Annotated in this window: 25 protein-coding genes and 1 pseudogene; 14 read left to right on the top strand and 12 right to left on the bottom strand. The window is 67.8% G+C overall.

The annotated features are described in order from the left end of the window. The first annotated feature begins 10 nt into the window (after positions 1-10). Positions 11-622 carry a DUF4337 domain-containing protein gene (locus tag SNE35_RS28985; protein ID WP_320426539.1) on the top strand — a complete coding sequence of 204 codons (612 nt, stop codon included), beginning with the start codon at positions 11-13 and terminating at the stop codon, positions 620-622. A gap of 101 nt (positions 623-723) precedes the next feature. Further along, positions 724-1701 carry a CysB family HTH-type transcriptional regulator gene (locus SNE35_RS28980; RefSeq protein WP_320426538.1) on the top strand — a complete coding sequence of 326 codons (978 nt, stop codon included), beginning with the start codon at positions 724-726 and terminating at the stop codon, positions 1699-1701. Positions 1702-1746: 45 nt separating this feature from the next. Here the strand turns inward: SNE35_RS28980 and SNE35_RS28975 are convergent. The 4 genes and pseudogenes from SNE35_RS28975 to SNE35_RS28960 all read right to left on the bottom strand — a co-directional run. After that, positions 1747-2394 (bottom strand): annotated as a pseudogene (locus tag SNE35_RS28975) (sulfate/molybdate ABC transporter ATP-binding protein); the annotation flags it as partial. After that, positions 2391-3266 (bottom strand): sulfate ABC transporter permease subunit CysW, encoded by an 876-nt coding sequence (gene cysW, locus SNE35_RS28970; protein ID WP_320426537.1) that lies wholly within the window; start codon positions 3264-3266, stop codon positions 2391-2393. The gene cysW and the pseudogene SNE35_RS28975, both read right to left, overlap by 4 nt. Then, complete coding sequence (cysT, locus tag SNE35_RS28965; RefSeq protein WP_320426536.1) at positions 3263-4105, bottom strand: sulfate ABC transporter permease subunit CysT; 843 nt, start codon at positions 4103-4105, stop codon at positions 3263-3265. The genes cysW and cysT overlap by 4 nt, the downstream gene beginning before the upstream one ends. Continuing rightward, complete coding sequence (locus tag SNE35_RS28960; protein ID WP_320426535.1) at positions 4102-5103, bottom strand: sulfate ABC transporter substrate-binding protein; 1002 nt, start codon at positions 5101-5103, stop codon at positions 4102-4104. Before SNE35_RS28960 ends, cysT begins: the two co-directional genes overlap by 4 nt. Positions 5104-5244: 141 nt before the next feature. Between SNE35_RS28960 and SNE35_RS28955 the strand changes: the two genes are divergently transcribed. Together SNE35_RS28955 and SNE35_RS28950 are read left to right on the top strand one after the other, a co-directional pair. After that, positions 5245-6057: an enoyl-CoA hydratase-related protein gene (locus SNE35_RS28955; protein WP_320426534.1), complete on the top strand. Its 813-nt coding sequence runs from the start codon at positions 5245-5247 to the stop codon at positions 6055-6057. Next, on the top strand, positions 6050-7582 hold the full coding sequence (locus SNE35_RS28950; protein WP_320426533.1) for a 3-hydroxyacyl-CoA dehydrogenase: 1533 nt from the start codon (positions 6050-6052) through the stop codon (positions 7580-7582). The genes SNE35_RS28955 and SNE35_RS28950 overlap by 8 nt, the downstream gene beginning before the upstream one ends. Here SNE35_RS28950 and SNE35_RS28945 read toward each other — a convergent pair. Both SNE35_RS28945 and SNE35_RS28940 read right to left on the bottom strand, forming a co-directional pair. Next, positions 7569-8447 (bottom strand): alpha/beta hydrolase, encoded by an 879-nt coding sequence (locus SNE35_RS28945; protein WP_431312805.1) that lies wholly within the window; start codon positions 8445-8447, stop codon positions 7569-7571. The genes SNE35_RS28950 and SNE35_RS28945 overlap by 14 nt on opposite strands. A gap of 1 nt (position 8448) precedes the next feature. Next, positions 8449-9303, bottom strand: coding sequence for an IclR family transcriptional regulator domain-containing protein (locus SNE35_RS28940; protein WP_320426532.1), 855 nt, complete (start codon positions 9301-9303; stop codon positions 8449-8451). A gap of 504 nt (positions 9304-9807) precedes the next feature. Here SNE35_RS28940 and SNE35_RS28935 point away from each other — a divergent pair. From SNE35_RS28935 to SNE35_RS28910, 6 genes are all read left to right on the top strand, one after another. Then, a complete protein-coding gene (locus tag SNE35_RS28935) occupies positions 9808-11133 on the top strand; it encodes a cyclic di-GMP phosphodiesterase (RefSeq protein WP_320426531.1) in 1326 nt (441 codons plus the stop codon). Then, positions 11130-12893: a putative bifunctional diguanylate cyclase/phosphodiesterase gene (locus SNE35_RS28930; RefSeq protein ID WP_320426530.1), complete on the top strand. Its 1764-nt coding sequence runs from the start codon at positions 11130-11132 to the stop codon at positions 12891-12893. Before SNE35_RS28935 ends, SNE35_RS28930 begins: the two co-directional genes overlap by 4 nt. Before the next feature lie 28 nt (positions 12894-12921). Next, positions 12922-13245: a DUF1840 domain-containing protein gene (locus SNE35_RS28925; RefSeq protein WP_320426529.1), complete on the top strand. Its 324-nt coding sequence runs from the start codon at positions 12922-12924 to the stop codon at positions 13243-13245. 6 nt (positions 13246-13251) lie between these two features. Beyond that, positions 13252-13890 (top strand): histidine phosphatase family protein, encoded by a 639-nt coding sequence (locus SNE35_RS28920; RefSeq protein ID WP_320426727.1) that lies wholly within the window; start codon positions 13252-13254, stop codon positions 13888-13890. 31 nt (positions 13891-13921) lie between these two features. Next, on the top strand, positions 13922-15001 hold the full coding sequence (locus tag SNE35_RS28915; protein WP_431312804.1) for a sterol desaturase family protein: 1080 nt from the start codon (positions 13922-13924) through the stop codon (positions 14999-15001). Positions 15002-15182: 181 nt separating this feature from the next. Continuing rightward, complete coding sequence (locus SNE35_RS28910; protein WP_320426528.1) at positions 15183-16148, top strand: porin; 966 nt, start codon at positions 15183-15185, stop codon at positions 16146-16148. Between the two features lie 51 nt (positions 16149-16199). On the opposite strand, the gene ruvB is transcribed toward SNE35_RS28910, so the two are convergent. The 4 genes from ruvB to SNE35_RS28890 form a co-directional block, all read right to left on the bottom strand. Continuing rightward, complete coding sequence (gene ruvB, locus SNE35_RS28905) at positions 16200-17258, bottom strand: Holliday junction branch migration DNA helicase RuvB (RefSeq protein ID WP_320426527.1); 1059 nt, start codon at positions 17256-17258, stop codon at positions 16200-16202. Further along, positions 17258-17827, bottom strand: a complete 570-nt coding sequence (ruvA, locus tag SNE35_RS28900) for a Holliday junction branch migration protein RuvA (protein ID WP_320426526.1) — start codon at positions 17825-17827, stop codon at positions 17258-17260. Before ruvA ends, ruvB begins: the two co-directional genes overlap by 1 nt. Positions 17828-17854: 27 nt before the next feature. Continuing rightward, a complete protein-coding gene (locus SNE35_RS28895) occupies positions 17855-18505 on the bottom strand; it encodes a response regulator transcription factor (RefSeq protein WP_320426525.1) in 651 nt (216 codons plus the stop codon). 91 nt (positions 18506-18596) lie between these two features. Continuing rightward, positions 18597-20021, bottom strand: coding sequence for a sensor histidine kinase (locus tag SNE35_RS28890; protein ID WP_320426524.1), 1425 nt, complete (start codon positions 20019-20021; stop codon positions 18597-18599). A gap of 103 nt (positions 20022-20124) precedes the next feature. Here SNE35_RS28890 and SNE35_RS28885 point away from each other — a divergent pair, with 103 nt between their 5' ends. Then, positions 20125-21117, top strand: coding sequence for a PhoH family protein (locus SNE35_RS28885; protein ID WP_320426523.1), 993 nt, complete (start codon positions 20125-20127; stop codon positions 21115-21117). Beyond that, the gene (ybeY, locus tag SNE35_RS28880; protein WP_320426522.1) at positions 21117-21566 is read left to right on the top strand and encodes an rRNA maturation RNase YbeY; all 450 of its coding nucleotides are present in this window, start codon (positions 21117-21119) and stop codon (positions 21564-21566) included. Before SNE35_RS28885 ends, ybeY begins: the two co-directional genes overlap by 1 nt. Before the next feature lie 4 nt (positions 21567-21570). Here ybeY and SNE35_RS28875 read toward each other — a convergent pair whose 3' ends face one another. Both SNE35_RS28875 and hemB read right to left on the bottom strand, forming a co-directional pair. Next, positions 21571-22659 carry a magnesium transporter CorA family protein gene (locus SNE35_RS28875; protein WP_320426521.1) on the bottom strand — a complete coding sequence of 363 codons (1089 nt, stop codon included), beginning with the start codon at positions 22657-22659 and terminating at the stop codon, positions 21571-21573. Beyond that, positions 22659-23663: a porphobilinogen synthase gene (gene hemB, locus SNE35_RS28870; RefSeq protein WP_320426520.1), complete on the bottom strand. Its 1005-nt coding sequence runs from the start codon at positions 23661-23663 to the stop codon at positions 22659-22661. Before hemB ends, SNE35_RS28875 begins: the two co-directional genes overlap by 1 nt. Before the next feature lie 307 nt (positions 23664-23970). Here hemB and SNE35_RS28865 point away from each other — a divergent pair, with 307 nt between their 5' ends. Together SNE35_RS28865 and SNE35_RS28860 are read left to right on the top strand one after the other, a co-directional pair. Beyond that, entirely contained in the window at positions 23971-24399 is a 429-nt protein-coding gene (locus SNE35_RS28865; RefSeq protein WP_320426519.1) for a CopD family protein, read from the top strand. A 7-nt stretch (positions 24400-24406) separates the two neighbouring features. After that, on the top strand, positions 24407-25522 hold the full coding sequence (locus SNE35_RS28860; RefSeq protein WP_320426518.1) for a VanZ family protein: 1116 nt from the start codon (positions 24407-24409) through the stop codon (positions 25520-25522). Positions 25523-25531 lie beyond the last annotated feature (9 nt).

The raw sequence follows: 25531 nt of genomic DNA, 5'->3' as shown, positions 1-25531 counted from the left end.
GGGTGCGGCGATGGACATCGATGCGCTGGAGACCGTGGAGTCGGTGAAGGAGAAGAACGCGTTGGAAGCGGCCGCCATTCGACGGCTGAACGGCGCGGTGGCCATCAGCGTGGCCCTGCTGGCCACCTTCATGGCGATCTGCAAGGTCAAGGACGACAACATCGTCCAGGCCATGCAGCAGGCCCAGGCCCACATGATCGACAACTGGGGCTTCTATCAGGCGCGCAACATCCGCCAGGAGATCGCCGAGTCCAACGTTATCCAGTTGCAGGCGGTGAAGAGCGGCATGGTCGCCTCGGCCGACACCCAGACGATCGACGCGATGATCGCCCAGCAGCAACAGCAGGCGAAGTCGCAGGAAGAGAAGAAGGCCGCGCTGAAGCAACAGGCCGAGGACGCCGAGAAGGCCTACAACGACCTGAACTTCGTCGACGACCAATTCGACCTCTCCGACGCGTTGCTGGCCATCGCCGTCGCACTGATGGCGATCACCGCGCTGACCGAGTTGTGGTGGCTGTTCTTCCTGGCGCTGGTGCCGACCTTCTTCGGCGTGCTGATGGGCCTGTCCGGCTTGCTGGGCTGGAGCATCCATCCGGATGGGCTGGTGAAGCTGCTGTCCTGACTCTTTATTTGCCAGGCGACTAAGCAAATTCGAATTAAGTCGTTTGTTGCATAGCCACTGTCGACAGAATCCCAAGTTGGACTCCGTCGACATATAAGGTTATGAATTTCCAGCAGCTGCGCTCGGTGCGCGAGACCGCCCGCCAGGGCTTCAATCTGACCGTCGTGGCCGACGCGCTGCATACCTCGCAGCCGGGCGTCAGCCGGCAGATCCGCGAGCTGGAGGAGGAGCTCGGCATCGAGCTGTTCGTGCGTGCCGGCAAGCGACTCACCGGCCTCACGCCGCCGGGCGAGACGGTGCTGCCCATCGTCGAGCGACTGTTGCAGGAGGCCGACAACCTGCGCCGCGCCGGCGAGGACTTCGCCAACGACGGCCAGGGCACCCTGACGATCGCCGCCACCCACTCGCAGGCCCGCTACGCGCTGCCGCAGGCGGTGCGCGATTTCAGCGAGCAGCACCCGTCCGTCGCCTTGCGCATGCGCCAGGGCACGCCCAAGCAGATCGTGCAGATGCTGATGGATGGCGAGGCCGACATCGGCATCGCGACCGAGGCGCTGGCGGACTATCCCGAACTGGTGGCGCTGCCCTGCTACCAGTGGACGCACGCGGTCATCGTCACGCCCGGCCATGCGCTGGCGAGCGATGCCGACGCCGGCCGGCCACTGACGCTGGAGCGCCTGGGCGAGTTCCCGATCATCACCTACGAGAGCGGCTACACCGGCCGCGGCCACATCGATGCCGCCTTCGCGCGCCGTGGCCGCCCCGCCAGCGTGGTGCTGGAGGCGATGGACGCCGACGTGATCAAGACCTATGTGGAGCTGGGCATGGGCGTGGGCATCGTCGCGGCGATGGCCTATGACGAGGAGCGCGACTCGCACCTGCGCGCGATCGACGCCCGTCAGCTGTTCGCCCCGAACGTGACGCGGCTGGCGCTGCGCCGTGGCGCCTTCCAGCGCGCCTACGTCTACGACTTCATCCGGGCCTTCGCATCGCCGCTGACGCGCAAGGTCGTCGAGCAGGCGATCGCGAACGGCGTGCCGTCCTCCGCGTCAGGCGACGGCGGCGAGTTCGACATCTGAACCCTGGCCGCCCAGGAAGCGGCGGGCGAAGTCCGAATCGGCCGCCTCGATGCGGCCGCGGTTCAGCACGATCACGCGATCGGCCAGCTCCAGCGCCTCGTCCTGGTCATGCGTGACGAACAGGGTCGTGATGTGCAGTTCCTGGTGCAGCTGGCGCAGCCAGCGGCGCAGGTCCTTGCGCACTTGGGCGTCGAGCGCGCCGAAGGGCTCGTCCAGCAGCAGCAGGCGTGGCTCGATGGCCAGCGCCCGGGCCAGCGCCACGCGCTGCCGCTGGCCGCCGGAGAGCTGCTGCGGCATCCGCTCGCCCAGGCCGCCGAGCTGCACGCGCTCCAGCAGCTCCGACACCCGGCGGCGCAGCTCGGCTTCGTCGGGCCGCGTTTCCTTCGGGCGCACGCGCAGGCCGAAGGCCACGTTCTCGAACACCGACAGGTGGTTGAACAGCGCGTAGTGCTGGAACACGAAGCCGATGCCGCGCTCGCGCACCGGCAGCACGCCCAGGTCCTCGCCCTTGAACTGGACGCTGCCGGCGTCGGCAAGCTCCAGCCCCGCGATGATGCGCAGCAAGGTCGTCTTGCCGCAGCCCGAAGGGCCCAGCAGCGCGACCAGCTCGCCGCTGGCGACGTCGAGGTTCAGGCCATCGCAGGCGATGGTGCTGCCGAAGGACTTGTGCAGATGGCGGACGGAGAGAGTCATGTGGATGTCTTCTTCACTTGGCGTTCGACCAGGACCTTCAGCCCCAGCGTGACCAGCGCAAGCGCGGCCAGCAAGGTGGCGACGGCGAAGGCCGCGGCGAACTGGTATTCGTTGTAGGCGATCTCGATGTGCAGGGGCAGCGTGTTCGTCTGCCCGCGCACGTGGCCGGAGACGACGCTGACCGCGCCGAACTCGCCCATCGCGCGCGCGTTGCTGAGGATCAGGCCGTACAGCAGCGCCCAGCGGATGCGCGGCAGGGTGATGCGACAGAAGGTCTGCCAGCCGCTGGCGCCCAGCAGCAGCGCAGCCTCTTCCTGCTCGCTGCCCTGCGCCTGCATCAGCGGGATCAGCTCCCGGGCGATGAAGGGCACGGTGACGAACACGGTGGCCAGCACGATGCCCGGCACGGCGAAGACGATGCGGATGTCGTGGTCACGCAGCCATTCGCCGAACCAGCCCTGCGCGCCGAAGATCAGCACGTAGATCAGGCCGGCGATCACCGGGCTGACCGAGAACGGCAGGTCGATCAGGGTCAGCAGGATCTGCTTGCCGCGGAAGTCGTACTTCGCGACCACCCAGGCGGCGGCCAGGCCGAAGGCCAGATTCAGTGGCAGGCTGATGCCGGCGGCCAGCAGGGTCAGCTTCAGCGCCGAGATCGCGTCGGGGTCGACGATGGCGGCGAAGTAGACGTCCCAGCCTTTCTTCAGCGCCTCGTAGAACACGCAGGCGAGCGGCACGAACAGGAACAGGCCCATGAACGCGAGCGCCAGCGTGATCAGGAGGCCGCGCAGCCAGCGCGAATCCTCGGTCGGCCGCGGCAGCGGGGACGACGGGCGCTTGGCCGGCGTCACGGCGGGGAGGGCGATGGTCATGTCGTGGCTCCTTGCCGGCGGCGTGCCCAGGCCTGCAGCAGATTGATCAGCAGCAGCAGCGCGAACGAGGCGACCAGCATCACCACGGCCAGCGCGGTGGCGCCAGCGTAGTCGTATTGCTCGAGCTTGGTGATGATCAGCAGCGGCGTGATCTCGCTGACCATCGGCATGTTGCCGGCGATGAAGATCACCGAGCCGTACTCGCCCAGCGCCCGCGCAAAGGCGAGCGCGAAGCCGGTCATCAGGGCCGGCAGTAGCTGCGGGAAGACGACGCGCGCCAGCGCCTGCGCGCGCGTGGCGCCCAAGGTGGCAGCGGCTTCCTCCAGGTCATGCGGCAACTGCTCCAGCACCGGCTGCAAGGTGCGCACGACGAAGGGCAGGCCGATGAACACCAGCGCCACCCACACGCCCAGCGGCGTGAACGCCACCTTGAACGGCAGCCACTGGCCCAGCCAGCCGGTCTGCGCCCACAGCGCGGTCAGCGCGATGCCGGCTACGGCGGTGGGCAGTGCGAAGGGCAGGTCCACCAGCGCATCGATCAGGCGCTTGAACGGGAACTCGTAGCGCACCAGCACCCAGGCGGTGATCAGGCCGAACACCGCGTTCAGCGCTGCCGCCGCCAGGGAGGCAAAGAAGGTCAGCCGGTACGAGGCCAGCACGCGGGGCGCCGTCACCGCTTCGGCGAAGGCGCCCCAGGTGAGCGTAAAGGTCTTGAAGAAAGCCGCCGACAGCGGGATCAGGACGATCAGGCTCAGGTACAGCAGCGCGAAGCCGAGCGCCAGGTTGAAGCCCGGCAACACGCTGTGCCGCTTCAGCAGCAGGCGCGAGGCACCACTCATTTCCTCACACCGATGATCTGGTCGAACTTGCCGCCGTCATTGAAATGCTCGGCCTGGGCCTTGGTCCAGCCGCCGAACACGTCGTTGATGGTGAACAGGCTGACCGGGGCGAAGTCCTTCGAGTGCTTGGCGGCGACGGCCGGGTCGATCGGGCGGTAGAAGTTGCGCGCGGCGATCTCCTGGCCTTCCGGCGAGTACAGGTACTGCAGGTAGGCGTTGGCCACGTCGCGGGTGCCGCGGCGGTCCACGTTCTTGTCGACGACGGAAACGGGCGGCTCGGCCAGGATGCTCAGCGAGGGAGTGACGATCTGCACCTTGTCCGCGCCCAGTTCCTTCAGCGCCAGATAGGCCTCGTTCTCCCAGGCCAGCAGCACGTCGCCGACGCCGCGCTCGGTGAAGGTCACCGTGGCGCCACGGGCGCCGGAGTCCAGCACCGGCACGTTCTTGAACAGCGCGGCGGTGAAGTCCTGCGCCTTCTTCTGGTCGCCGCCGTTCTTCTTCAGCGCGTAGCCCCAGGCGGCCAGGTAGTTCCAGCGCGCGCCGCCGGAGGTCTTGGGGTTCGGCGTGATCACCGAGACGCCGGGCTTGATCAGGTCATCCCAGTCCTTGATGCCCTTCGGGTTGCCCTTGCGCACCAGGAAGACGATCGTCGAGGTGTAGGGCGAGCTGTTGTGCGGCAGCCGCGCCTGCCAGTTGGCGGGCAGCAGCTTGGCCTTCTCGCCGAGTTCGTCGATGTCGTAGGCCAGCGCCAGCGTGACGACGTCCGCTTCCAGGCCGTCGATCACCGAGCGGGCCTGCTTGCCCGAGCCGCCGTGCGACTGGCGGACCGTGACGGTGTCGCCGGTCTTGCCCTTCCAGTACGCGCCGAAGGCCTTGTTGTAGTCCACGTAGAGCTCGCGCGTCGGGTCGTACGAGACGTTGAGCAGGCTGATGTCCTTGGCGTGAACGGCGGTGCTTGCGACGAGGGCGAGGAGGGCAGCGGAGAGGAAGCGGGTCATGTTTTGAGGAGGAGTCAGTCTAGGTTCGCCCTCATGCTAGGAAATGGGTGCCCGCCACGGAACGAAGCAAAACGAGGCTGCTTATGCGTTCCTTGTATTTAGAGGAGCGCTGCGATACTCGACGACCGAGGAGGACCGGACATGGAGACACTGGAACTCGGCGTCGACGCCCGTGGCGTCGCGCGCATCGTGATGAACCGCCCGGAGGTGTTCAACGCCTTCAACGAACAGATGATCGGCGAGCTGACGGCCTGCATGCAGGGCTGCGTGGCCGATCCCGCCGTGCGCGCAATCGTGCTGGCCGGTTCGGGCAAGGCTTTCAGCGCCGGTGCCGACATCCAGTGGATGAAGCGGGCGGCGCAGGAGTCGCTGGAATGGAACGCGCAGGAGGCCCGGCGCTTCGCCGACATGCTCGCCCTGATCGCGGCCTGCCCCAAGCCCACGCTGGCGCGGGTGCACGGCGTGGCGCTGGGCGGCGGCCTCGGCCTGATCTGCGCCTGCGATATCGCCATTGCGCCGGACGACGCGCGCTTCGCCGTCAGCGAGGCGCGCCTGGGCGTGCTCCCCTCGGTGATCGCGCCCTACTTGATCAATGCGATCGGCCTGCGCGAGGCGCGGCGGCTGGCCCTGACGGCCAACCGCATCCCGGCGTCCGAGGCGCAGCGCCTGGGCCTGGTGCACGAGGTTGTGCCGCTGGTCGAGCTGGATGCGGCGGTGGAGCGCTGGCTCGCCGAGTTGCTGGCCGGCGGACCGCGCGCGCAGGCCGAGATCAAGACACTGTTTGGCCAGCTGCAGGTGGGCGAGATCACGCCGGCGGTGCGCGAGCTGACCGCGCAGACGATCGCCCGCGTGCGCCTCAGCGACGAGGCGCGCGAAGGCTTCACCGCCTTCCTGGCCAAGCGGCCACCGACTTGGATTTTTGGTAACGATGGTATCGAGGACGAAGATGTCTGACTCTGAAGTGAAGTGGCGCGTGATGCGCGAGCCCGGCGCCCTGGTGGGCGTCGTCGGTGCCGGCGTGATGGGCGCCGGCATTGCGCAGGTGGCGGCGCAGGCCGGCCACGCGGTGCGCCTGCTCGATGTGCGCGAGGGCGCGGCGGCGGCGGCGATCGCTCAGACGGCCAAGGGCCTGGATGGCCTGGTCGCCAAGGGCCGGATGGAGCAAGCCGAGCGCGATGCGGTGCTGGCGCGGATCCAGCCGGCCTCGGCCACGGCCGAGCTGGCCGAGGCGGCGCTGGTGATCGAGGTGATCGTCGAGAAGCTGGAACCCAAGCAGGCGCTGCTGCGCGAGCTGGACGCGCTGCTGGCGCCGGACGCCATCATCGCCAGCAATACTTCGTCGATCAGCGTCACGGCGCTGGCCAACGGCATGAAGACGCCGTCCCGCCTGGTCGGCATGCACTTCTTCAACCCGGTGCCGCTGATGAAGCTGGTCGAGGTGGTCTGGGGTGGAGAGACCGAGACGTCCGTCGCTCAGGCGATCTTTGATCTGTCGAAGCGCTGGGGCAAGACACCGGTGCATGCCAAGTCCACGCCGGGCTTCATCGTCAACCGCATCGCCCGGCCCTACTACGCCGAGACGCTGGCGCTGCTGCAGGAGCAGGCCGGCGAGCCCGCGCTGCTGGACCGCGCGCTCCGTGGCGCGGGCTTCCGGATGGGCCCGTGCGAACTGATGGACCTGATCGGCCACGACACGAACTACCTGGTCACGCAATCGGTCTACGACGCGAACTACGGCGACAAGCGCTACGTGCCCTCGCTGGTGCAGAAGGCGCTGGTGGACGGCGGGCGACTCGGGCGCAAGTCGGGCCGGGGCTTCTACACCGGCGTGCCGGCGGCGGCCGAGAAGCCTGCCGCGAGCGACGCGACGCTGGATCTCGACGTCAGCGTCGTAGGCCGCGGTGCGCTGGTCGAAGGCCTGGCGCGCTGGTTGGAGCACAAGGGCGTGCCCTTCGTGCGCGATGCTGGCTCCGACTGGAACGGCCTGCGCGCCGGCGCTACCGAGATCCACCTGAGCCGGGGCCTGACCGCCGCGCAACTGGCCTTCGAACGTGGTCACGCGAAACTCGCCGTGATGGACTGGCCGATCGCGCCGGACCGGGCGGACGGCCTGGCGCTGGCCTTCGCGCCGCGGCTGCCGGATGCCGCGCGCGCGCAGGTCGAATCGCTGTGGCAGGCGCTCGGCTGGGCGCCGCTGCCGCTGCGTGACGTGCCGGGCCTGGCCGTGGCGCGCACGGTGGCGATGCTGGTCAACGAGGGCGCCGATGCCGTCTGGCAGGGCGTCTGCGACGAGCAGGGGGCCGACCTGGCGATGAAGCTGGGCGTCAACTACCCGGCTGGGCCCTTCGAATGGCTGACGCAGCTCGGCGCAGGGCCGGTGGTCGAACTGCTCGACGGCCTGTTCCACGCCTACCGCAGCGAGCGTTACCGCGTCAGCCCGCTGCTGCGGCAGCGCAGCTATCTCGCTACTGAGGCTTGATGCCGAACAGCTCGGCCAGCGCTGCGCGGTACTGCGGCTGGCCGAGCGTGTTGGTGCTGTGGTGCGAGCCACCCTCCACCAGCACGAAGCGCTTGGGCTCGGGCGCGCGTTCATAGAGCGCGCGGCCCAGCGCCGGCGGAATCAGCGTGTCCTCGCTGCCGTGGACGACCAGCACTGGCATCGTCAACTTGCCGATCTCCTGGCCGGCCTCGAAACGCTGGGTGATCAGCGGGCCGACCGGCAGCCAGCCCCATTTGAAGCTGCTGACGACGTCCGGGATCGAGGGGAAGCTGCCCTCGACGATCAGGCCCGCCGCGTCGTGCTGGACCTCGCCGGCGAGATGCACGGCGATCGCGCCGCCGAGCGAGTGGCCGAACACGTAGCGGCGCGACTGCGGGTACTGCGCCGCCAGCCAGTCCCAGGCCGCGCGGGCGTCTTCATAAGCGCTGGCCTCGGAGGGCAGCGCCTTGCTGCTGCGGCCGAAGCCGCGGTAGTCGACCGCCAGCACCGAGAAACCCAGCTCCTGCATCCGGCGGATCCGCGGCGCGCTACCGCGCACGTCGAAGCGCGCGCCATGCAGGTAGAGCAGCACCGGCGCGCCCTCGGGCTGCGCGGCGGCCAGCCACAGGCCGTGCAGGCGCACGGCGTCTCCGGTCGAGGGGGCCTTGAAGTCGATCCAGACGTCTTCCATGCCCTGCGCGGCGGCCTGACCGCCGGCCCAGGTGCGCTCACCGGGCTGGAAGATCCATTCGCGCTGCTTCTCGTCGAGGCTGCCGCAGCCCAGCACCGCCACAGCGGCCAGCGCCGCCGTGCCCAGCGCGAGCCAGCGCCGTTTCAGGGTCAGCGGGGCGCCGGGTGTGGGCAACTCAGAGGAGCATGCGCAGGTGCGCCTGCGTGTGCAGCAGCGAGGGCAGGCACTGCTCGACCATCTGGTCCAGGCTCATCCGCGAGGCATGCACCGACACATTGATTGCCGAGACGACCTCGCCGCGGTAGTTCTTCAGCGGCACGGCCACCACGCGCAGCCCGACTTCCAGTTCCTGATCGATGCAGGCGTAGCCCTGGGCACGGGTGCGGGCGATCTCCTGGCGCAACCGGCCGGGTTCGGTGATCGAGTGCGAGGTCAGCGGTGCCAGTTCCTGGCGCGCGATGAACGCGTCAAGCTCGTCTTCCGGCATGGCGGCCATCAGCACGCGGCCGACGGCCGAGCAGTAGGCCGGCACGCGCATGCCCGGCTGCGGCACGGTGCTGACGACGCGGCCGGCGGTGGTGGCGGCGATGCAGATGACGTCGTCGCCGTCGAGCACACCCGCGACGCTGACTTCCTTGACCGTGTAGGCAAGCTTCTGCAGTTCCGGCTCGACGATGCGCGGCAACCGTGCCGAATGCAGGTAGCTCTGGCCCAGGCGCAGCACCTTGGCCGTCAGCGAGAACATCTTGCGGTCCTGCGAGACGAAGCCGAGGTGGGTCAGCGTCAGCAGGTAGCGGCGCGCGGCGGCGCGGGTCAGGCCGGTGCGGGCCGCGACTTCGCTGATCGTCAGGCGCGGGCGCTCCTGATCGAAGGCGGCGATGACCGACAGGCCTTTCTCGAGCCCGGCGACCAGGTCGCGCTTGAGCGGGCCACCGGCACCGTCGGTGTCGTCGGGCGCATCGCCGGAGAGCGGCAATGACGCCGAGACGTCTTCTTCCTGGTCTTCAACAAAATCGCGGTCAGCTGACATGGGTCCGTCCTGTGATTCCTGCAAGCCGACGCCCGTGCGGCCAGCGCAACAGGTGAGAGGACATCGGATCGCTGCCGGCGGCTGGTGGCCTGCCTTTGTTGTGCCTATCCGGTCAGATAGGGGTCATGTCGACGGCGATCCGGGGCTGTGCGATCACCAGCGAAATGCTGGATCCAGTATCCCACGCAGCTCGAAATGAGTCAGTGTGCGGTCAGTCGTTTACCAAAGCTTTACGTCTACTTTTACTCAGTGGGCAGTGAGCCTGGGTTATGGCCGCGGCCGATGCTCATACCTGTGGATTTGTCCTGCGGAATCGCGGGTTTTGGCGTGGGTTTCGATCAGCGGCCCCAGGCTTTGCTGCCAAAATCAGATGGGCAATATTGCGCAGCATTGCGCATATCGATGCGTGGCGTCATGACGGAGCGCGGCAAACCGTGCCCGGTCCCTTCAAGATATGGGGCGGACGACCAAGAGCATGAATATCGAGGGACGCGTCCGCGGCGGATGCGCGGGAACCAGCACAAGAATATGAAGGACCGATCGACTGATCCCTTGATCGACGTTTCCCAACTCAGGGTGGGAATGTTCATCCACCTCGACCTGGGCTGGATGTCGCACCCTTTTCCGCTCAGCAGCTTCAAGCTGAGCAGCGAGGATCAACTGCTGACACTGCGCCGTCTGGGCCTGACCCAGGTGCGCTGGAGTCCGGAAAAAAGCGACCTGCCGCTCGATCTCGGGACGCAGCCGGGCGATTTGCCCGTTGCTGCAGAGGGCGCGACGGCCGAGGGCGCGACGGCCCCCAGCGCCGAGGACCTGGCCCGCGAGGCCCATCGCCTGGCGCTGGCCGCCCAGCGCGAGGCCCTGCTGCTGTGCGAACGGCAGTACGGCGAGGCGGCCAACGCCTTCCGTGACCTGATGGACCTGCTGCCGCGCGACGCGCACGGCACGCGCGACCAGGCGGTGGCGCTCGCCAGCGCGATGCTCGACAAGATGCTGGTCGAGGGCGACCTGAACATCCGCCTGCTCAACGAGGGCGCGGGCGACCGCAGCACGGCGCATGCGCTGAACGTGTCGATCATCTCGCTGCTGCTGGGCCGCGCGTTCGGGCTGGGGCGCGATGAGATGATGGACCTCGGCGTCGGCGCCCTGATGCACGACGTGGGCAAGACCCAGGTGCTGGCGCGGCTGCGACACCGCGACGACAGCTTCACCGCCGTCGAGGTGCAGGCCTACCAGCAGCACGTGGCCAAGGGCGTGGCGCTGGCGCAGGCCATGGGCGTCTCGTCCGGGGCGCTGCTGGTGATCGCGCAGCATCACGAGAACGCGGACGGCAGCGGCTTCCCGCAGCGGATCAATATGGACCGGATGAGCACGGCGGCGCGCATCGTCGCGCTGGTGAACCGCTTCGACGGCCTGTGCAATCCGCTGGTGGCCTCCAAGGCGATGACGCCGCACGAGGCGCTGTCGCTGATGTTTGCGCAGGGCCGCAACCGTTTCGACTCGACGATGCTGAACGCTTTCATCCGGATGATGGGCGTCTATCCGCCGGGTTCGGCCGTGCAGCTGACCGACGACCGCTATGCGCTGGTCGTGGCCGTCAATTCATCGCGGCCACTGAAGCCGCGCGTGATGATCCACGACGCCAAGGTGCCACGCGAAGAGGCGCTGATCCTGAACCTCGAAGCCCAGCCGGATCTTGGTATCCGGCGCAGCCTGAAGCCGCAGCAACTGCCGCGCGCCGCGCTGGACTACCTGAGCCCGCGGGCGCGCGTGGCCTACTTCTTCGAGTCGGTACCGCCGGTGACGCAGCCCGGGGAGCTGGTGGTGTGATCACCGGCAGCCGGATCGCCAGCTTCACGACCACCGCCGCCAACGAAGACACCGCGGCCTGCCATCCGCTATCCGCTTTGCTGGATGGCCTGATGGAGGCCGTCTGGCTGGTCGATGGCGCGAGCCTGCGCATCGCGGCGGTCAACCCCGCTGCGCAGCGCCTGCTGGGCCATGCCGAATCCGAGCTGCTCGGTACCAGCGTGACCGCCTTGGTCCGCACGCCCGAGGATGTGCTGTTCTGGGCCGAGCCGGCCAGCCGGCGCGAGGCCGGACTGGAATCCGAGGCACTGGTCGGCCATGCCGACGGGCGCTTGCTGTGGGTGATGCGCCGCATCGCCTTCGTCAACAGCGGCTCGGCGGCCGGCCATTGGCTGGTGACGATGCGCGACCAGACGCGCCAGCGCGAGACCGAGCGGGCGCGCGACGATCTGCGCGTCGAGCTGGAGGCGGCGCTGAACCAGCGGCTGGACGAGCTGTCCCAGAGCGATCTGCTGACCCTGCTGCCGAACCGCGTGGCGCTGAGCGGGCGCATCGACGTCGCGGTGTCCGCTGCCCGGCACGACGGCCGCTCGCTCGCCTTGCTGAACCTGGATCTGGACCGCTTCAAGCAGATCAACGACACCTTGGGCCGCGGTCATGGCGACCAGGTGCTGCGCGAGGTGGCCGAGCGGCTGCGGCGCTGCATCGGCGAGAACGATGTGCTGGCGCGCCTGGGCGGCGACGAATATGCGCTGCTGCTCGACGGCGCAGATGCCCGCGATGCGGAGGCCGCCGCGCTGCGCGTCCAGGCCGAGCTGTCGCGGCCGTTCGGTTTCGAGGCGCTGAACTTCACCGTGACCTGCAGCATCGGCATTGCGCTGTTCTCGCGCGATGGCGAGACGGCGGACGAACTGCTGTCCAGTGCCGGACAGGCGATGCACTGGGTCAAGGAAAGCGGGCGCAGTGCCTACCGCTTCCACCGGCCGCGGCGTGATGTGGACCTGCTCGCGCGCATGCGGCTGGACCACGACATGCGCCAGGCGCTGACGGCCGGCCAGTTCGCGCTGCGCTACCAGCCGCAAGTGTCGCTGGGCAGCGGCCAAGTGGTCGGCGCTGAGGCGCTGATCCGCTGGCGCGACCCGCTGCGCGGTGACATCCCGCCGGTGCAATTCATCCCGGTGGCGGAGGAGAGCGGCTTCATCGTCGCGATGGGCGACTGGGTGCTGCAGCGTGCCGTCGAGCAGGCGGCGCAGTGGTGGCGCGCGGGGCGACGCATGCCGGTGGCGGTCAATGTGTCGGCGCTGCAGTTCCAACAGGCGCGCTTCGTCGAACTGGTCGACCAGACGCTGCGCGCGGCGCGGCTGCCCGCAGAGCTGCTGGAGCTGGAACTGACGGAATCGATCCTGCTGCGCGATGCGGATGAAGCGCTGCGCCGGCTGGAGCAGCTTGCCGCTCTGGGCGTGGGCATGTCGATCGACGATTTCGGCACCGGCTATTCGAGCCTGGCCTATCTGAAGCGCTTCCCGATCCAGCGGCTGAAGATCGACCGCAGCTTCGTGCGCGGCTTGCCGGACGATGGCAGCGATGCCGGCATCGTCAATGCGATCGTGCAGATGGGCAGCGCGCTGAACCTGAATGTGATCGCCGAGGGCGTGGAGACCGAGGCGCAACGCGAGTTCCTGCGGGCGGCGGGATGCGATGAGTTTCAGGGTTATCTGTTCGCGCGGCCGATGGATGCGGCGGCGTTCGAGGAGCGCGTCTGGAGCGAGGTCGCACAATAGAGCCTGTCATTCGACGGGGGTTGTTCCGATGATCTACAAATTCAAGTCCAAGGCCGGCGCCGACGTCATCATGACGGGCCCGCCGGGCGAGCAGGTGCTGCGCCTGCTCGGCCGTGATCCTGCCGCGCCTGGCATCTTCCTTGCCGATCAGCTGCCGCAGGCGGTCGCCGCGCTGGAGCAGGCGGTGGCAGACGATGAATCCGCGTTTGCTCGGAAACAGGCCGAAGCCAAGGCTGCCGGCGAGCCGGCACCGCGCCGCGAGGGTGTGACCTTGAAGCAGCGCGCCTGGCCGCTGGTCGAACTGATGCGCTATGCGCTAAAGGACGGCGAAGACGTGAGCTGGGGCACCTGACGGATGTTGGATTCGAGCACCCGCATCCTGGCGATCCGCCATGGTGAAACCGCCTGGAATCGCGATTCCCGCATCCAGGGCCACCTGGACATTCCGCTCAACGAAACCGGCCGCTTGCAGGCGCGGCGCATGGGTGAAGCGCTGAGCGGCGAGTCGATCGACATGATCTACACCAGCGACCTGGGCCGCGCCCGCGAGACCGCGCAGGCGCTGGCGGACGCCACCGGCGCGCCGCTGACGCTGGAGCCGTTGCTGCGCGAGCGTGCGTTCGGTGCCTTCGAAGGGCTCTCGTTCGACGAGATCGCCGCGCGCTGGCCCGAGCAGAGCGAGCGCTGGCGCCGCCGCGATCTTGATTTCGCACCCGAGGGCGGCGAGAGCATCCCGGATTTCTATGCGCGCTGCGTGCCGGTGGTCGAACGGCTGGCGGGCGCGCATCCGGGGCAGACCATCGCCGTCGTAGCCCATGGCGGCGTGATGGACTGCCTCTACCGCGCCGGCGCCCGGCTGCCGTTGGAGGCGCCGCGCAGCTGGATGCTCGGCAATGCCACGATCAACCGGTTGCTGTACTCGGCCGAGGGCCTGACCCTGGTCGGCTGGAATGATGACTTTCACTTAGCGAACCTGAGCCTGGATGAGCTAACCTGAATAGTCATCGATAGGTTTCTCGGAGGCAGCGGTGCAAGAGGCCCAAATCATTGTCCTGGTCACGCCGGTGTTCTTCCTGCTGATCGGACTGGAGTTGTGGATCGGCAAGCGCCGCGGGCGCAACACCTATCGCTTCAATGACGCCGTCAGCAGCATCAGCCTGGGCATGCTGAGCCAGTTGGTGGGCCTGCTGACCAAGGTCTTCACCTTCGGCATCTACGTCTGGGTCTACGAGCATGCCGCGCTGACGAACCTGTCGGCGTCTTCTGTGTGGGTCTGGATCAGCGGCCTGCTGCTGTACGACCTGCTGTATTACTGGTACCACCGACTCGGCCACACGACCGCGCTGCTGTGGGCCGCACACGCGGTGCATCATCAGAGCGAGGACTACAACCTCTCCACCGCATTGCGCCAGACCAGCAGCGGCTGGCTGGTCGGCTGGATCTTCTACCTGCCGATGGCCTTGATCGGCTTCCCGCCGCTGGTGTTCGGCACGGTCGCGCTGATCGATCTGCTCTACCAGTACTGGGTGCACACGCAGCAGATCGGGCGGCTCGGCTGGTTCGACCGCTGGTTCTGCTCGCCGTCCAACCACCGCGTCCACCATGCCGTGAACGATCCCTACCTGGACCGCAACTACGGCGGCATCCTGATCATCTGGGACCGTATCTTCGGCAGTTTCCAGGACGAACTCGACGAGGAGCCCTGTGTCTACGGCACCCGCGACGCTCTGCAGAACTGGAACCCATTGGCCGCGAACTGGCAGGTCTACGCGCGGCTGATCGCGAAGATGCGCGCCACGCCGCGCTGGCGCGACAAGCTCCGGCTCTGGTGGGAGCCGGCGCACTGGCAGCCGGGACTGGGGCTGAAGGTCGAGCCCTACGATCCGCAGGCGCGCGAACTCTATGACCCGGCGCTGCCGCGGGGTCGGCGGATTGCCGCTCTCATGGCCTTTGTGCTGCTTCTGGGTGTGGTCACGCTGCTGCTGTGGAACGCGCACCTGATGACCCCCGGGCAGAAGTTCGCGTCGGTGGCGGCGACGGCGCTGGGGCTGGTGGGTGTGGCGTGGCTGTGCACGCCCGGGCGCCGGGAGGCGCTCGCTACTGCCTGAAGAGGAGAGAGGGCCTGAAGACGGCCTGAATACGGTGACATGGCCGTATTGCCAAACTGTTGCTCCGACGCATCGCTTCGGTATCGGTGGCAACCCTTGGACTCCTATACTCCGGCCCACATTGCGCACAAGACCGGTTGATGACAGCCGGCACCAAACCCCTCAGTTGTTAAGGAAAACGATGAAGAAGATCGCTCTCGTGGCCGCATTGGCCGCTGCCTCCGCCGCTCCTGCTGCCTTCGCCCAAGGCTCTGTCACGCTGTGGGGCCGCCTGAACACTTCGATCGAAAGCCAGAAGACTGGTAACGGCGACCGCATCGCCGTCGTGCAAAACAACGCCTCGCGCCTCGGTTTCCGCGGTGTCGAAGACCTGGGTGGCGGCCTGAAGGCTGGTTTCAACCTGGAGCACGGCCTGAACTCCGACACCGGCGCAGCGTCGGGCGGCACGACCTTCTGGAGCCGTGAGTCCACGGTCTGGATCAGCAGCGCCGAACTCGGCACGATCCGCCTGGGCAGCAGCTTCCCCGATTCGTACTTCGCCACCGTCGACCGCACCAGCAACCACAACCACGACACCGGCACCTCGTCGGACGCGCTGTTCTCGGCCATCGGCTTCGGCTACACGACCAACAAGGCCACGTACATCACGCCGGACATGGGCGGCTTCCAGGCCTACATCTCGGCCATGGCCGGTGAAGGCACCCGTCCCCGCGCCTATGACCTGGCCGCGAACTACACGGTCGGCACGCTGCACATCGGCGCTGGCTACACCCAGGCCGACGCCGGCTTCGGCAGCCCGAAGCGTGACAACGCCATCATCGAAGCCGACTACGGTTTCGGCCCCTTCCTGGTGACCGGCTACCTGCAGACCGAAAAGGTCGACGGCTTCCGCACCCGCAACATCGCTCGCGTGTCGGGCATGTACACGATGGGCGCTTCGGAGTTCCACTTGAACGTCGGCGGCACCAAGTCCGGCGGCGACGGCACCTTCCGCAACGCCGGTGCTTCGCAGTGGACCCTGGCTTACAACTACAACCTGAGCAAGCGCACCAAGGTCTACGTGTTCTACACCGACATCGACCAGAAGCTGCCGAACCACGCTGGCGACTTCAACTCGCTGGCTGCCGGCGTGCGCCACAACTTCTGATCGGCTCCGGCCTAAAAGCGACCCTCGGGTCGCTTTTTTATTTGTCAGACGCTACTCATCGAACAGTTGCCCGTGCACCTTCGGCGGCGCCACGCCCAGGTGGCGGAACGCCGCCAGCGTTGCTACCCGGCCGCGCGGCGTGCGCTGCAGGTAGCCCTGCTGGATCAGATAGGGCTCGATCACGTCCTCGATCGTGCCCGGCTCCTCGCCGATCGCCGCGGCTACGTTGTCCAACCCGACCGGTCCGCCATCGAAGCGGTGGACGATGGCATCGAGCAGCTTGCGGTCCATCAGGTCGAAGCCTTGTGGATCGACGTCCAGCATCGCCAGCGCCTTGTCGGCGATCGTCTTGGTGATGCGGCCGTCGCCCTTGACGTCGGCATAGTCGCGCACCCGGCGCAGCAGTCGGTTGGCGATGCGGGGCGTGCCACGCGAGCGGCGGGCCACCTCCAGCGCGCCGTCCGGGTCGATCGGCGCCTTCAGCAGGGCGGCCGAGCGGGTGACGATGCGCTGCAACTCCTCGGCCGTGTAGAACTCCAGGCGCGCGACGATGCCGAAGCGGTCGCGTAGCGGGTTGGTCAGCATGCCGGCGCGCGTGGTCGCGCCGACCAAGGTGAACGGCTGCAGGTCCAGCTTGATCGAGCGGGCGGCGGGGCCTTCACCGATCATGATGTCGATCTGGTAGTCCTCCAGCGCCGGGTAGAGGATTTCCTCGACGACCGGCGACAGGCGGTGGATCTCGTCGATGAACAGCACGTCGTTCTTCTCGAGATTGGTCAGAATCGCGGCCAGGTCCTTGGGCTTTTCCAGCACCGGGCCGGAGGTCTGGCGCAGGTTGACACCCAACTCCGCCGCGATGATGTGCGACAGCGTCGTCTTGCCCAGGCCCGGCGGGCCGAACAGCAGCACGTGGTCCATCGCCTCCTCGCGCTTGCGGGCGGCGCCGATGAAGATCTCAAGCTGCTCGCGGGCCTTCATCTGGCCGACGTACTCGTCCAGCAGCTTGGGCCGCAAGGCACGCTCGATCGCCTCCTCGTTGGGCGACGTCGGCGCCGCGTCGAGCACGCGGCGCGGCGCCGGAATGTCAAAATCGTCGGTCTGGATGCTCATCAGGACATCGCTTTCAGAGCCAGCTTGATGCCTTCGCTAACGCCGATGTCCGTCGGCAGCTTCTTCAGCGCCGCGCCGGCATCCTTGTCCGAGTAGCCCAGCGCGATCAGCGCCTGCAGGATGTCGGCCTGGCTGTCGTTGGCCACGGCGACGGGCAGCGACAGATCCGGCCCGAGCTTGCCCTTGAGCTCCAGCAGCAGGCGCTCGGCCGTCTTCTTGCCGATACCGGGCACCTTGGTCAGCCGTGCCGTGTCCTGCTTGCTGACCGCTTGCGTGAGCTCGGCCACCGAGAGGCCCGAGAGCAGGCCCAGCGCCATCTTCGGACCGACCCCGCTGATCTTGATCAGCTGGCGGAAGGTCGCGCGCTCTTCGCCCGAGAGGAAGCCGAAGAGGATCTGCGCGTCTTCACGGAAGACCTGGTGCGTCAGCAGCGCGACGCGCTCGCCCAGGGCCGGGAGGTTGTAGAAGGTGCTCATCGGCACGTCGACTTCGTAGCCGACGCCTTGCACATCGATGAGCACGAGCGGGGGCGATTTCTCCGCGATGACGCCGGTCAGTCTTCCGATCATGGAGCCGGATTATCCGGCCCGGCGTGCTCAGTTCCGGCCGAACAAACCCAGGCGCTGCGCTTCGAGCGCCGCTTCGGCCCGCGAACTCACGTTCAGCTTGCGATAGATCTGCTTCACGTAGTCGGCGATCGTGTGGCGCGACAGGCCCAGTTGCACGCCGATCTCCGGCAGCGTGAAGCCCTTGGCGACGCGCAGCAGTACCTCGGTCTCCCGGTCGGTCAGCGAGACCTCGTGCAGCAGCACGGCGGGCGGGCGGGCCTTGGAGGTGAAATAGGCGATCACCTTGCGTGCGATCGAGGGCGACAGCGGCGGCTCGCCCTGGCTCATCCGTTGCAGCTGCTCGACCAGCAGTTCGCGCGACTGCTCCTTCAGCAGATAGCCGAAGGCGCCGGCCTGCAGCGCCGGGAACAGGTGCTCGTCGTCGTCATGGATCGTGACGATCACGGACTGCACCTCCGGCTGCTTCTCGCGCAGCGCGGCGATCACGTCGACGCCGGAGCCGTCGGGCAGGCCGAGGTCCAGCAGCGCCAAGGTGAAGCGCTTCGTGTTCACCTGCACCAGCGCATCCTGCACGCGCGAGCACTCGGTGATCTCGGCGTTGGCGAAGACCTGCTTGACCAGCACCTTCAGCCAGGCGCGGATCTCGGGGATGTCTTCGAGCAAGAGGATGTGGTCCATGGTGTTCCTTACTTCTGTCCCTGTGAGTCGTAACTCGAAGTTAGCGCTTATTGATGTCATTGCCAATGCATGTGGCGCGACATCGCATTATTCAGAGTGGAATCGTGAGGCGAATCACGGTTCCCCAGCCCGGCCCGGACTCGACAAGGCACTGCCCGTGCAGTTGCTTGGCGCGCGACTTCATGCTGGCCATGCCGTGACCGCGGTCGAGCCGGCCGTCGAGCTCGCTGGGGATGCCCTGGCCGTCGTCCTGGATCACGACGAGGAAATCGCCGTCCTGCACCTGGCAGCCGATCGTGCAATGCGTGGCGCCGCTGTGCTTGATGATGTTGCTGACGGCCTCGCGGAAGATCCGCGTCGTCTGCACGTAGGCGCGCGCGGGCAAGGTGTGGACGATGTCCTCCGGCGGCGACTTCCACTCGGCCTGGATGTTCGCCTGCGCCAGCCGCGAGACCAGCTCGGCCCGCCAGTCGCCCAGCGCATCGAGCAGCTGCACCGGCTTGCCGGTGAGGCCGCGCACCGACAGCCGCATCTCCTCCAGCGCCTCGCGCGCCAGCGAGGAGATGCGGTCCGACTCGCTGGTGTGCACGATCGTCAGCAGCTTGGCGCCGAGGTCGTCGTGCAGGTCGGCGGCGATCCGCTTGCGCTCGCGCTCGGTCACCTGCTCCAGCCGCAACTCGGCCATCGCGTGGAAGTTGCGTTCGGCGTCGGCTACCTTCTCGTGCATCCGCAGCTCCAGCATCGCGTGGCGCGCGTCGGCATCGGCCGCGGCACGCGCGAACACGATGACCACATGCAGGCCCAGGCCCAGCATCAGGAGCGGCAGCACCAGGTCCAGCCAGGGCAGCCAGGCGATGATGACGTCGGGCGGTGCCACCAGCGACAGGATCAGGCGCAGCAGCAGCAGCGGTCCCACGCAGCCCATCAGCGCGGTCATCAGGCGGAAGTCGATCAGCTCGACCGGGTCCATCGGCATCACCGCTCGCAGCGAGCGTCGGCGCTCGCTCAGGTGCAGCGCGAACGCCGCCAGCAACTCCACCGTCAGCAGCGCGTACCAGGTCGTCACGAGTCGCTGCATCGACTCGGGCGCCACGAGCTGCAGGCTCAGCGGCGCGAGCACGCACTGCGCCATCAGCGCGATGTCCAGCCACAGGCGCGACCACAGCACCGTGCGCAGCAGGAACTGCACGCCGCACAGCACCAGCACGCCCAGGGTCAGCAGTTGCAGCGCTGGCCGCTCGAAGCCGTTCTCCGCTTGCAGCAGCACCCAGCAGATCATCATGCCGCCGAGGAAGAACACGCGCCGTTCACGCCGGTGCAGCAGCGCCAGCACACCGGTCGTGATGGCCATCATCATCAGCATCGCCGACAGCCAGCCCGGCGCGCCCGCCAGCCACAGCGAGGCGAGCTTGGCCGGGAAGGACTGCACGACGCTGACCTGCGCGGCGCACGCCAGCGGCAGCAACAGCAGCGGGAGTGAAAGCAGCAGGGCGGTGCGCAGCGTCGGTCTTTGCATGGGGCGCGATTGTGCAGGAGGCGCCCGCTCACTGACGCTAGGGGATGCACCGGCGACAATGCAGCATTCCGCGGCTCCCCGATATTTGAGAAAGCAGCCCTTCGTGATCCTTCGACACGTTCTCGCCCCTGCCGACAACACCCGCCTGGCGCATCTGTGCGGCAGCCTCGACGAGCACCTGCGCCAGATCGAACTGGCGCTGGGCGTGAAGGTGACGCGGCGCGACGACCAGTTCCGCATCGAGGGTCCGAAGCCCAATGCCGAACGCACGCGTCAGCTGCTCGATGCGCTGTACGAGCGCGCGCGCCGCGCGATCCCGCCCGAGACCTTTCAGCTCGCGCTGACCGAGGCCGCCGGTGAACTCAGCGTCGCCAGCATCAAGCGCAAGGCCGACGCCACGCCCGTTCCTGCCCCCGGCTCGGACGCCGTGGTGCTGCGCACCCGCCGCGCCGACCTGGCGGGCCGAACGCCGCGTCAGCACGACTACCTGAAGAACATCCTCTCGCACGACATCACCTTCGGCCTCGGCCCGGCCGGCACCGGCAAGACCTTCCTGGCAGTGGCCTGCGCGGTCGACGCGCTGGAGCGGGCCGGCGTGCAGCGCATCATCCTGACCCGCCCGGCGGTGGAGGCCGGCGAGCGTCTGGGCTTTCTGCCCGGCGATCTGACGCAGAAGGTCGACCCCTATCTGCGCCCGCTGTACGACGCGCTCTACGACCTGATGGGATTCGACCGCGTGACCAAGGCCTTCGAGAAGGGCCAGCTGGAGGTCGCGCCACTCGCCTTCATGCGCGGCCGCACCTTGAACCACGCCTTCGTGATCCTCGACGAGGCGCAGAACACGACGCCCGAGCAGATGAAGATGTTCCTGACCCGCATCGGCTTCGGCAGCCGCTGCGTGGTCACCGGCGACACCAGCCAGATCGACCTGCCCAAGGGCCAGATGAGCGGCCTCGTGGACGCCGAGCGCGTGCTCGCCAAGGTCAAGGGCATCGCGATGACGCGCTTCACCAGCGCGGACGTCGTGCGCCATCCGTTGGTGGCCCGCATCGTCGATGCCTACGAGAAACGCGACAAGCAGGAAGGCCGCGTGTGATGAGCCAGCCCGAACTGAGCCTGTCGCTGCAATTCGCCGACCCGCGCCACAAGGCGCTGCTGCCGCGCCACAAGGTGATCCGCTGGATCCGTTCGGCCCTGGAGCTGGCGGGCGAGATCACCGTGCGCATCGTCGATGCCGAGGAGGGTCGGCGCCTGAATGCCGAGTTCCGTGCCAAGGACTACGCGACGAACGTGCTGACCTTCGACTACAGCCACGAGCCGGTCGTCGTCGCCGATCTGGTGATCTGCGCCGAGGTGGTCGAGCGCGAGGCGCAGGAGCAGAAGATCGGCATCGCCGACCATTACGCCCACATGCTGGTCCACGGCACCTTGCACGCGCAGGGCTACGACCACGAGGAAGACGACGAGGCCGAGTTCATGGAAGCGCGCGAGAGCGAGATCATGCTGGCGCTCGGTTTCGCCGATCCGTACCAGCGGGCCGACTGAAGAATCAGTTGCTCGTGCTGAGGTAGCGCTTGCGCCAGAACACCGCGGTTAGCGCGATGCCGATGCCGGCCATCAGCGCCAGCGCCACCCAGAAGCCGGTCTCGCGGTGGATCAGCGGCAGGCGGTCGAAGTTCATGCCGAAGATGCCGGTGATCAGGTTCAGCGGCAGGAACACGGCGGTCAGCACGGTCAAGGTGCGCATGATCGCGTTGGTGCGGTGGCCCAGCGCCGAGAAGTGCATCTGCACCGCTGATTCGGCCGAGGATTCGAGCCGGCGCACGTGCGTCAGCACGCGCTCGATGTGTTCCAGCAGGTCACGGGCGCGAACGCGCAGCAGCTCGCGTTCGCGCTGCGTGTGAGGGTCGGGGCTGTCGGGCCATTCGTCCAGCGCGTCGATCCATTCCTGCACGGCGCTGCGCTGGTCTTCGCAGGTGTCCTCCAGCCGGCTCAGCGCGTCGCGGGAGTCGAGCAGCATCGGCCAGTTGTCGAAGCGGCCCTCGGGCTCCAGCAACTGCTTCTGCAAGCCACCGAGCTGGCGCGTCAGCAGCCGGCGCAGGTCCAGGTAACTGTCCACCATGTGGTTGACCATGCGCAGCATCAGTTCGGCAGGGCTGGTCGGCAGGCGGGCCGCGCCGCGGAAGTCCTTCTTCTCCGTCATCTTGCCCAGGCGCTCGGCGAAGAAGTCGCGCACCAGGCAGTCCTCTGGATGCACGGTCAGCAGCAGGCGGTCGAAGACGACGAAGCCGACCGGGCTGGTGTCGATCGCCTTGAGCACCTTCTCGGCCGAGGCGAGCGAGACGGGCTCCTCGTCCGCCGCGCCGGGCAGGGCCACCAGGCGGCGGAACACCAGCAGGTCGTACCAGGAGGTGTAGTCGAAGTCCGAAGGCAACTGGCTGTTGATCAGGTCGGACACGTGCAGGTCGACGAGGGGTCCCAGCTCCCAGCGCTGGAGCGCCGGCTGCACCAGCGTGCTGACCTGGGCCTCGAACTCGCTGCGCGTGAAGCCGACCCAGAGGAAGCCTTCGGCCGGCAGCGGATGCGGCAGCGCCTGCAGCTCGGTGAAGCGGTCGCCGGCGACGTGGAAGACGCGCATCAGCGGCGCAGCAGGCGCGCGGCTTCCAGCGCGAAGTAGGTCAGGACGCCGTCAGCACCGGCGCGCTTGAAGGCCAGCAGCGATTCCATCATCACCGCATCATGGTCCAGCCAGCCATTGGCGGCGGCCGCCTTCAGCATCGCGTACTCGCCGCTGACCTGGTAGGCGAAGGTGGGCACGCGGAACTCTTCCTTCACGCGGCGAACGATGTCCAGGTAAGGCATGCCGGGCTTGACCATCACCATGTCGGCGCCTTCGGCCAGGTCCAGGCCCACCTCGCGCAGCGCTTCGTCGCTGTTGCCGGGGTCCATCTGATAGGTCTTCTTGTCGGCCTTGCCGAGGTTGGCGGCGGAGCCGACGGCATCGCGGAACGGGCCGTAGAAGGCGCTCGCGTACTTGGCGCTGTAGGCCATGATGCGCGTGTGGATGTGGTCGTACGCCTCCAGTTGCGCGCGGATCGCGCCGATGCGGCCGTCCATCATGTCGCTGGGTGCCACGATGTCCACGCCGGCCCGCGCCTGTGCCAGTGCCTGCTGGCCGAGGATCTCGACCGTGCGGTCGTTGATGATGTAGCCGCGCTCGTCGAGCACGCCGTCCTGGCCGTGGCTGGTGTAGGGGTCCAGCGCGACGTCGGTCAGGATGCCCAGACTCGGCACTTTCTCCTTCAGCGCGGCGACTACTCGCGGCACGAGGCCGTCGGGGTTCATCGCCTCGCGGCCGTCCGGTGTCTTCAGCGAAGGATCGATGACGGGGAACAGCGCCAGCACCGGGATGCCCAGCTCCACGCACTCCTCGGCGACCGGGATCAGACGGTCCAGGCTCAGGCGCGACACGCCGGGCATCGAAGGCACGGCCTCGATCTTGTCGCGGCCCTCGTGGACGAACACCGGCAGGATCAGGTCATGGGCGCTGAGTGCGTGCTCGCGTACGAGGTTGCGGGTGAAGGCGTCGCGGCGCAGGCGGCGCGGACGGCTGGCGGGAAACGGGGCGGGCTGATGGGGCAAGACGGGATCTCCGGACTCGGCGCAGGCCATAACGCTCTGTCATGGGGGACCGAAAATCCGGGTGCGCATCCCACAAGTCATTACGCATCTTCCCGTAGTTACGGGCCAGGCACAGCGCTGCTAAACTGGTTCTCGAATGATAGCCGCAAGGCCGTTGTTCCCTGCTTTTCCTCCCTGAGCAGGAGCCTTAGCGTGATGACAGCGATAAGGCTTTCCCGCCCCGGCCGATGGCCGGGGCTTTTTTATGGTGCTAACGCTTCGTTCAAGCGGAAACAGCCCTTCTTCCGGTGCAGCCCATAATCGGGCAATGCTCTGGATCAAAGCCTTTCACATCATCTTCGTGGCGAGCTGGTTCGCCGGCCTGTTCTACCTGCCCCGCATCTTCGTCAACCTGGCCTCGGTGCCGGCGGACAGCCATGCCGAGCGGGAGCGCCTGCTGCTGATGGCTCACCGGCTGTACCGTTTCAGCACGCTGCTGATGGTCGTTGCCGTGCTGCTCGGCCTGGTGCTGTGGCTCTACTTCGGCATCGGGCGCGGGCCCGGCAATGGCTGGATGCATGCCAAGCTGGCGCTGGTGATCGTCGCCATCGGCTATCACCACGGCTGCCGCGCGCTGCTGCGCAAGTTCGAGCAGGCGGCCAACAAGCGCAGCGAGCGCTGGTTCCGCTTCTACAACGAGGCGGCGGTGCTGATATTCGCGGCGGTCGTGGTGCTGGTTGTCGTCAAGCCCTTCTGATGCCCGGATGAGCAACACCGCCAGACGCAGGAGCTCGGCGACCTGGTTGTTGCTGGCCTATCTGGCGCTGGCGGTCTACGCCAGCCTCTATCCGTTCTGGCCCTGGACCTGGCCGCCCGGCATGGACGTCTGGGGCCTGGTCGGCGTGCCCTGGCCCAAGCGCTTCCAGGTCTTCGATGTGCAGGCCAACCTGGCCGGCTACATGCCGCTGGGGCTGCTGGCCTTCGCGGCGGCGCTGCGCAGCGGCCTGGGCATGCGGCGCGCGCTGTTCTGGGGACTGGTGCCGTGGCCGCTGCTGTCCTTCGCGATGGAAACGCTGCAGTACTTCCTGCCGGGGCGCGTCCCCTCGCTGGGAGACTTTGTGCTGAACAGCGCTGGCGCGGTGCTGGGCGTGCTGCTGGGGCTGCTGCTGAACGCCTTCGGCGGCCTGCAGCGCTGGCAGGACCTGCGCGAGTACTGGTTCCAGCCGCACTGCGCCGGCGCGCTGGCGTTGCTGGCGCTGTGGCCGTTGGGCCTGCTGTTCCCGCCGCCGGTGCCCTTGGGCCTGGGGCAGTGGCTGCCGCACCTGCGCAGCCTCGCGATCGATGCGCTGCAGGACACGCCCTGGGCGCTGCAGTGGGACGACGACGCCGTGCAGGACCTGGCCCGCGCGCTGCCACCGGGCCTGGAGGCCATCGCCACCGCGCTGGGCCTGCTGGCACCGTCGCTGCTGGCGCTCTCGGTGGCGCGGCCGGGCTGGCGGCGGCTCTGGCTGGTGCTCGGCGCGGGTCTGCTGGGCGTGCTGACCTCGGGGCTGTCGACGGTGCTGAACTTCGGTCCGCTGCACGGCTGGGCCTGGCTGACCGATGCGACCTGGCCGGGTCTCGCGGTCGGTGGCACGCTCGCTGCGCTGTTCTGTGCGTTGCCGCGCCGCCTGTGCGCGGCGCTGGGACTTGTTTCCCTGAGCGCTCTGATTGCCCTGGTCAGCGAGGCACCGGCCGACCCTTATATGACTCAGAGCCTGCAGGCCTGGGAGCAGGGGCGCTTCGTCAGCATGTACGGCCTGGCGCAATGGATCGGCTGGGTCTGGCCCTTCGCGGCGCTGGCCTGGCTGCTCGGCTACGTCGGCCGGCGCGAGCTGTGAAGCTGAAAT

Origin of the sequence: Roseateles agri (genome assembly GCF_034043675.1) — a bacterium.
GTDB lineage: Bacteria > Pseudomonadota > Gammaproteobacteria > Burkholderiales > Burkholderiaceae_C > KK5.
The sequence above is the reverse complement of the archived record's forward strand: the minus strand, read 5'-3'. Positions and strand labels throughout refer to the sequence as shown.

Bases quoted from the DNA above. Each gene is read 5' to 3' on its own strand.
- SNE35_RS28985 (WP_320426539.1), top strand. From the start codon at position 11: ATGGACATCGATGCGCTGGAGACCGTGGAGTCGGTGAAGGAGAAGAAC.
- SNE35_RS28980 (WP_320426538.1), top strand. From the start codon at position 724: ATGAATTTCCAGCAGCTGCGCTCGGTGCGCGAGACCGCCCGCCAGGGC.
- cysW (WP_320426537.1), bottom strand. From the start codon at position 3,266: ATGACCATCGCCCTCCCCGCCGTGACGCCGGCCAAGCGCCCGTCGTCC.
- cysT (WP_320426536.1), bottom strand. From the start codon at position 4,105: ATGAGTGGTGCCTCGCGCCTGCTGCTGAAGCGGCACAGCGTGTTGCCG.
- SNE35_RS28960 (WP_320426535.1), bottom strand. From the start codon at position 5,103: ATGACCCGCTTCCTCTCCGCTGCCCTCCTCGCCCTCGTCGCAAGCACC.
- SNE35_RS28955 (WP_320426534.1), top strand. From the start codon at position 5,245: ATGGAGACACTGGAACTCGGCGTCGACGCCCGTGGCGTCGCGCGCATC.
- SNE35_RS28950 (WP_320426533.1), top strand. From the start codon at position 6,050: ATGTCTGACTCTGAAGTGAAGTGGCGCGTGATGCGCGAGCCCGGCGCC.
- SNE35_RS28940 (WP_320426532.1), bottom strand. From the start codon at position 9,303: ATGTCAGCTGACCGCGATTTTGTTGAAGACCAGGAAGAAGACGTCTCG.
- SNE35_RS28935 (WP_320426531.1), top strand. From the start codon at position 9,808: ATGCGCGGGAACCAGCACAAGAATATGAAGGACCGATCGACTGATCCC.
- SNE35_RS28925 (WP_320426529.1), top strand. From the start codon at position 12,922: ATGATCTACAAATTCAAGTCCAAGGCCGGCGCCGACGTCATCATGACG.
- SNE35_RS28910 (WP_320426528.1), top strand. From the start codon at position 15,183: ATGAAGAAGATCGCTCTCGTGGCCGCATTGGCCGCTGCCTCCGCCGCT.
- ruvB (WP_320426527.1), bottom strand. From the start codon at position 17,258: ATGAGCATCCAGACCGACGATTTTGACATTCCGGCGCCGCGCCGCGTG.
- ruvA (WP_320426526.1), bottom strand. From the start codon at position 17,827: ATGATCGGAAGACTGACCGGCGTCATCGCGGAGAAATCGCCCCCGCTC.
- SNE35_RS28895 (WP_320426525.1), bottom strand. From the start codon at position 18,505: ATGGACCACATCCTCTTGCTCGAAGACATCCCCGAGATCCGCGCCTGG.
- SNE35_RS28890 (WP_320426524.1), bottom strand. From the start codon at position 20,021: ATGCAAAGACCGACGCTGCGCACCGCCCTGCTGCTTTCACTCCCGCTG.
- ybeY (WP_320426522.1), top strand. From the start codon at position 21,117: ATGAGCCAGCCCGAACTGAGCCTGTCGCTGCAATTCGCCGACCCGCGC.
- SNE35_RS28875 (WP_320426521.1), bottom strand. From the start codon at position 22,659: ATGCGCGTCTTCCACGTCGCCGGCGACCGCTTCACCGAGCTGCAGGCG.
- SNE35_RS28865 (WP_320426519.1), top strand. From the start codon at position 23,971: ATGCTCTGGATCAAAGCCTTTCACATCATCTTCGTGGCGAGCTGGTTC.
- SNE35_RS28860 (WP_320426518.1), top strand. From the start codon at position 24,407: ATGAGCAACACCGCCAGACGCAGGAGCTCGGCGACCTGGTTGTTGCTG.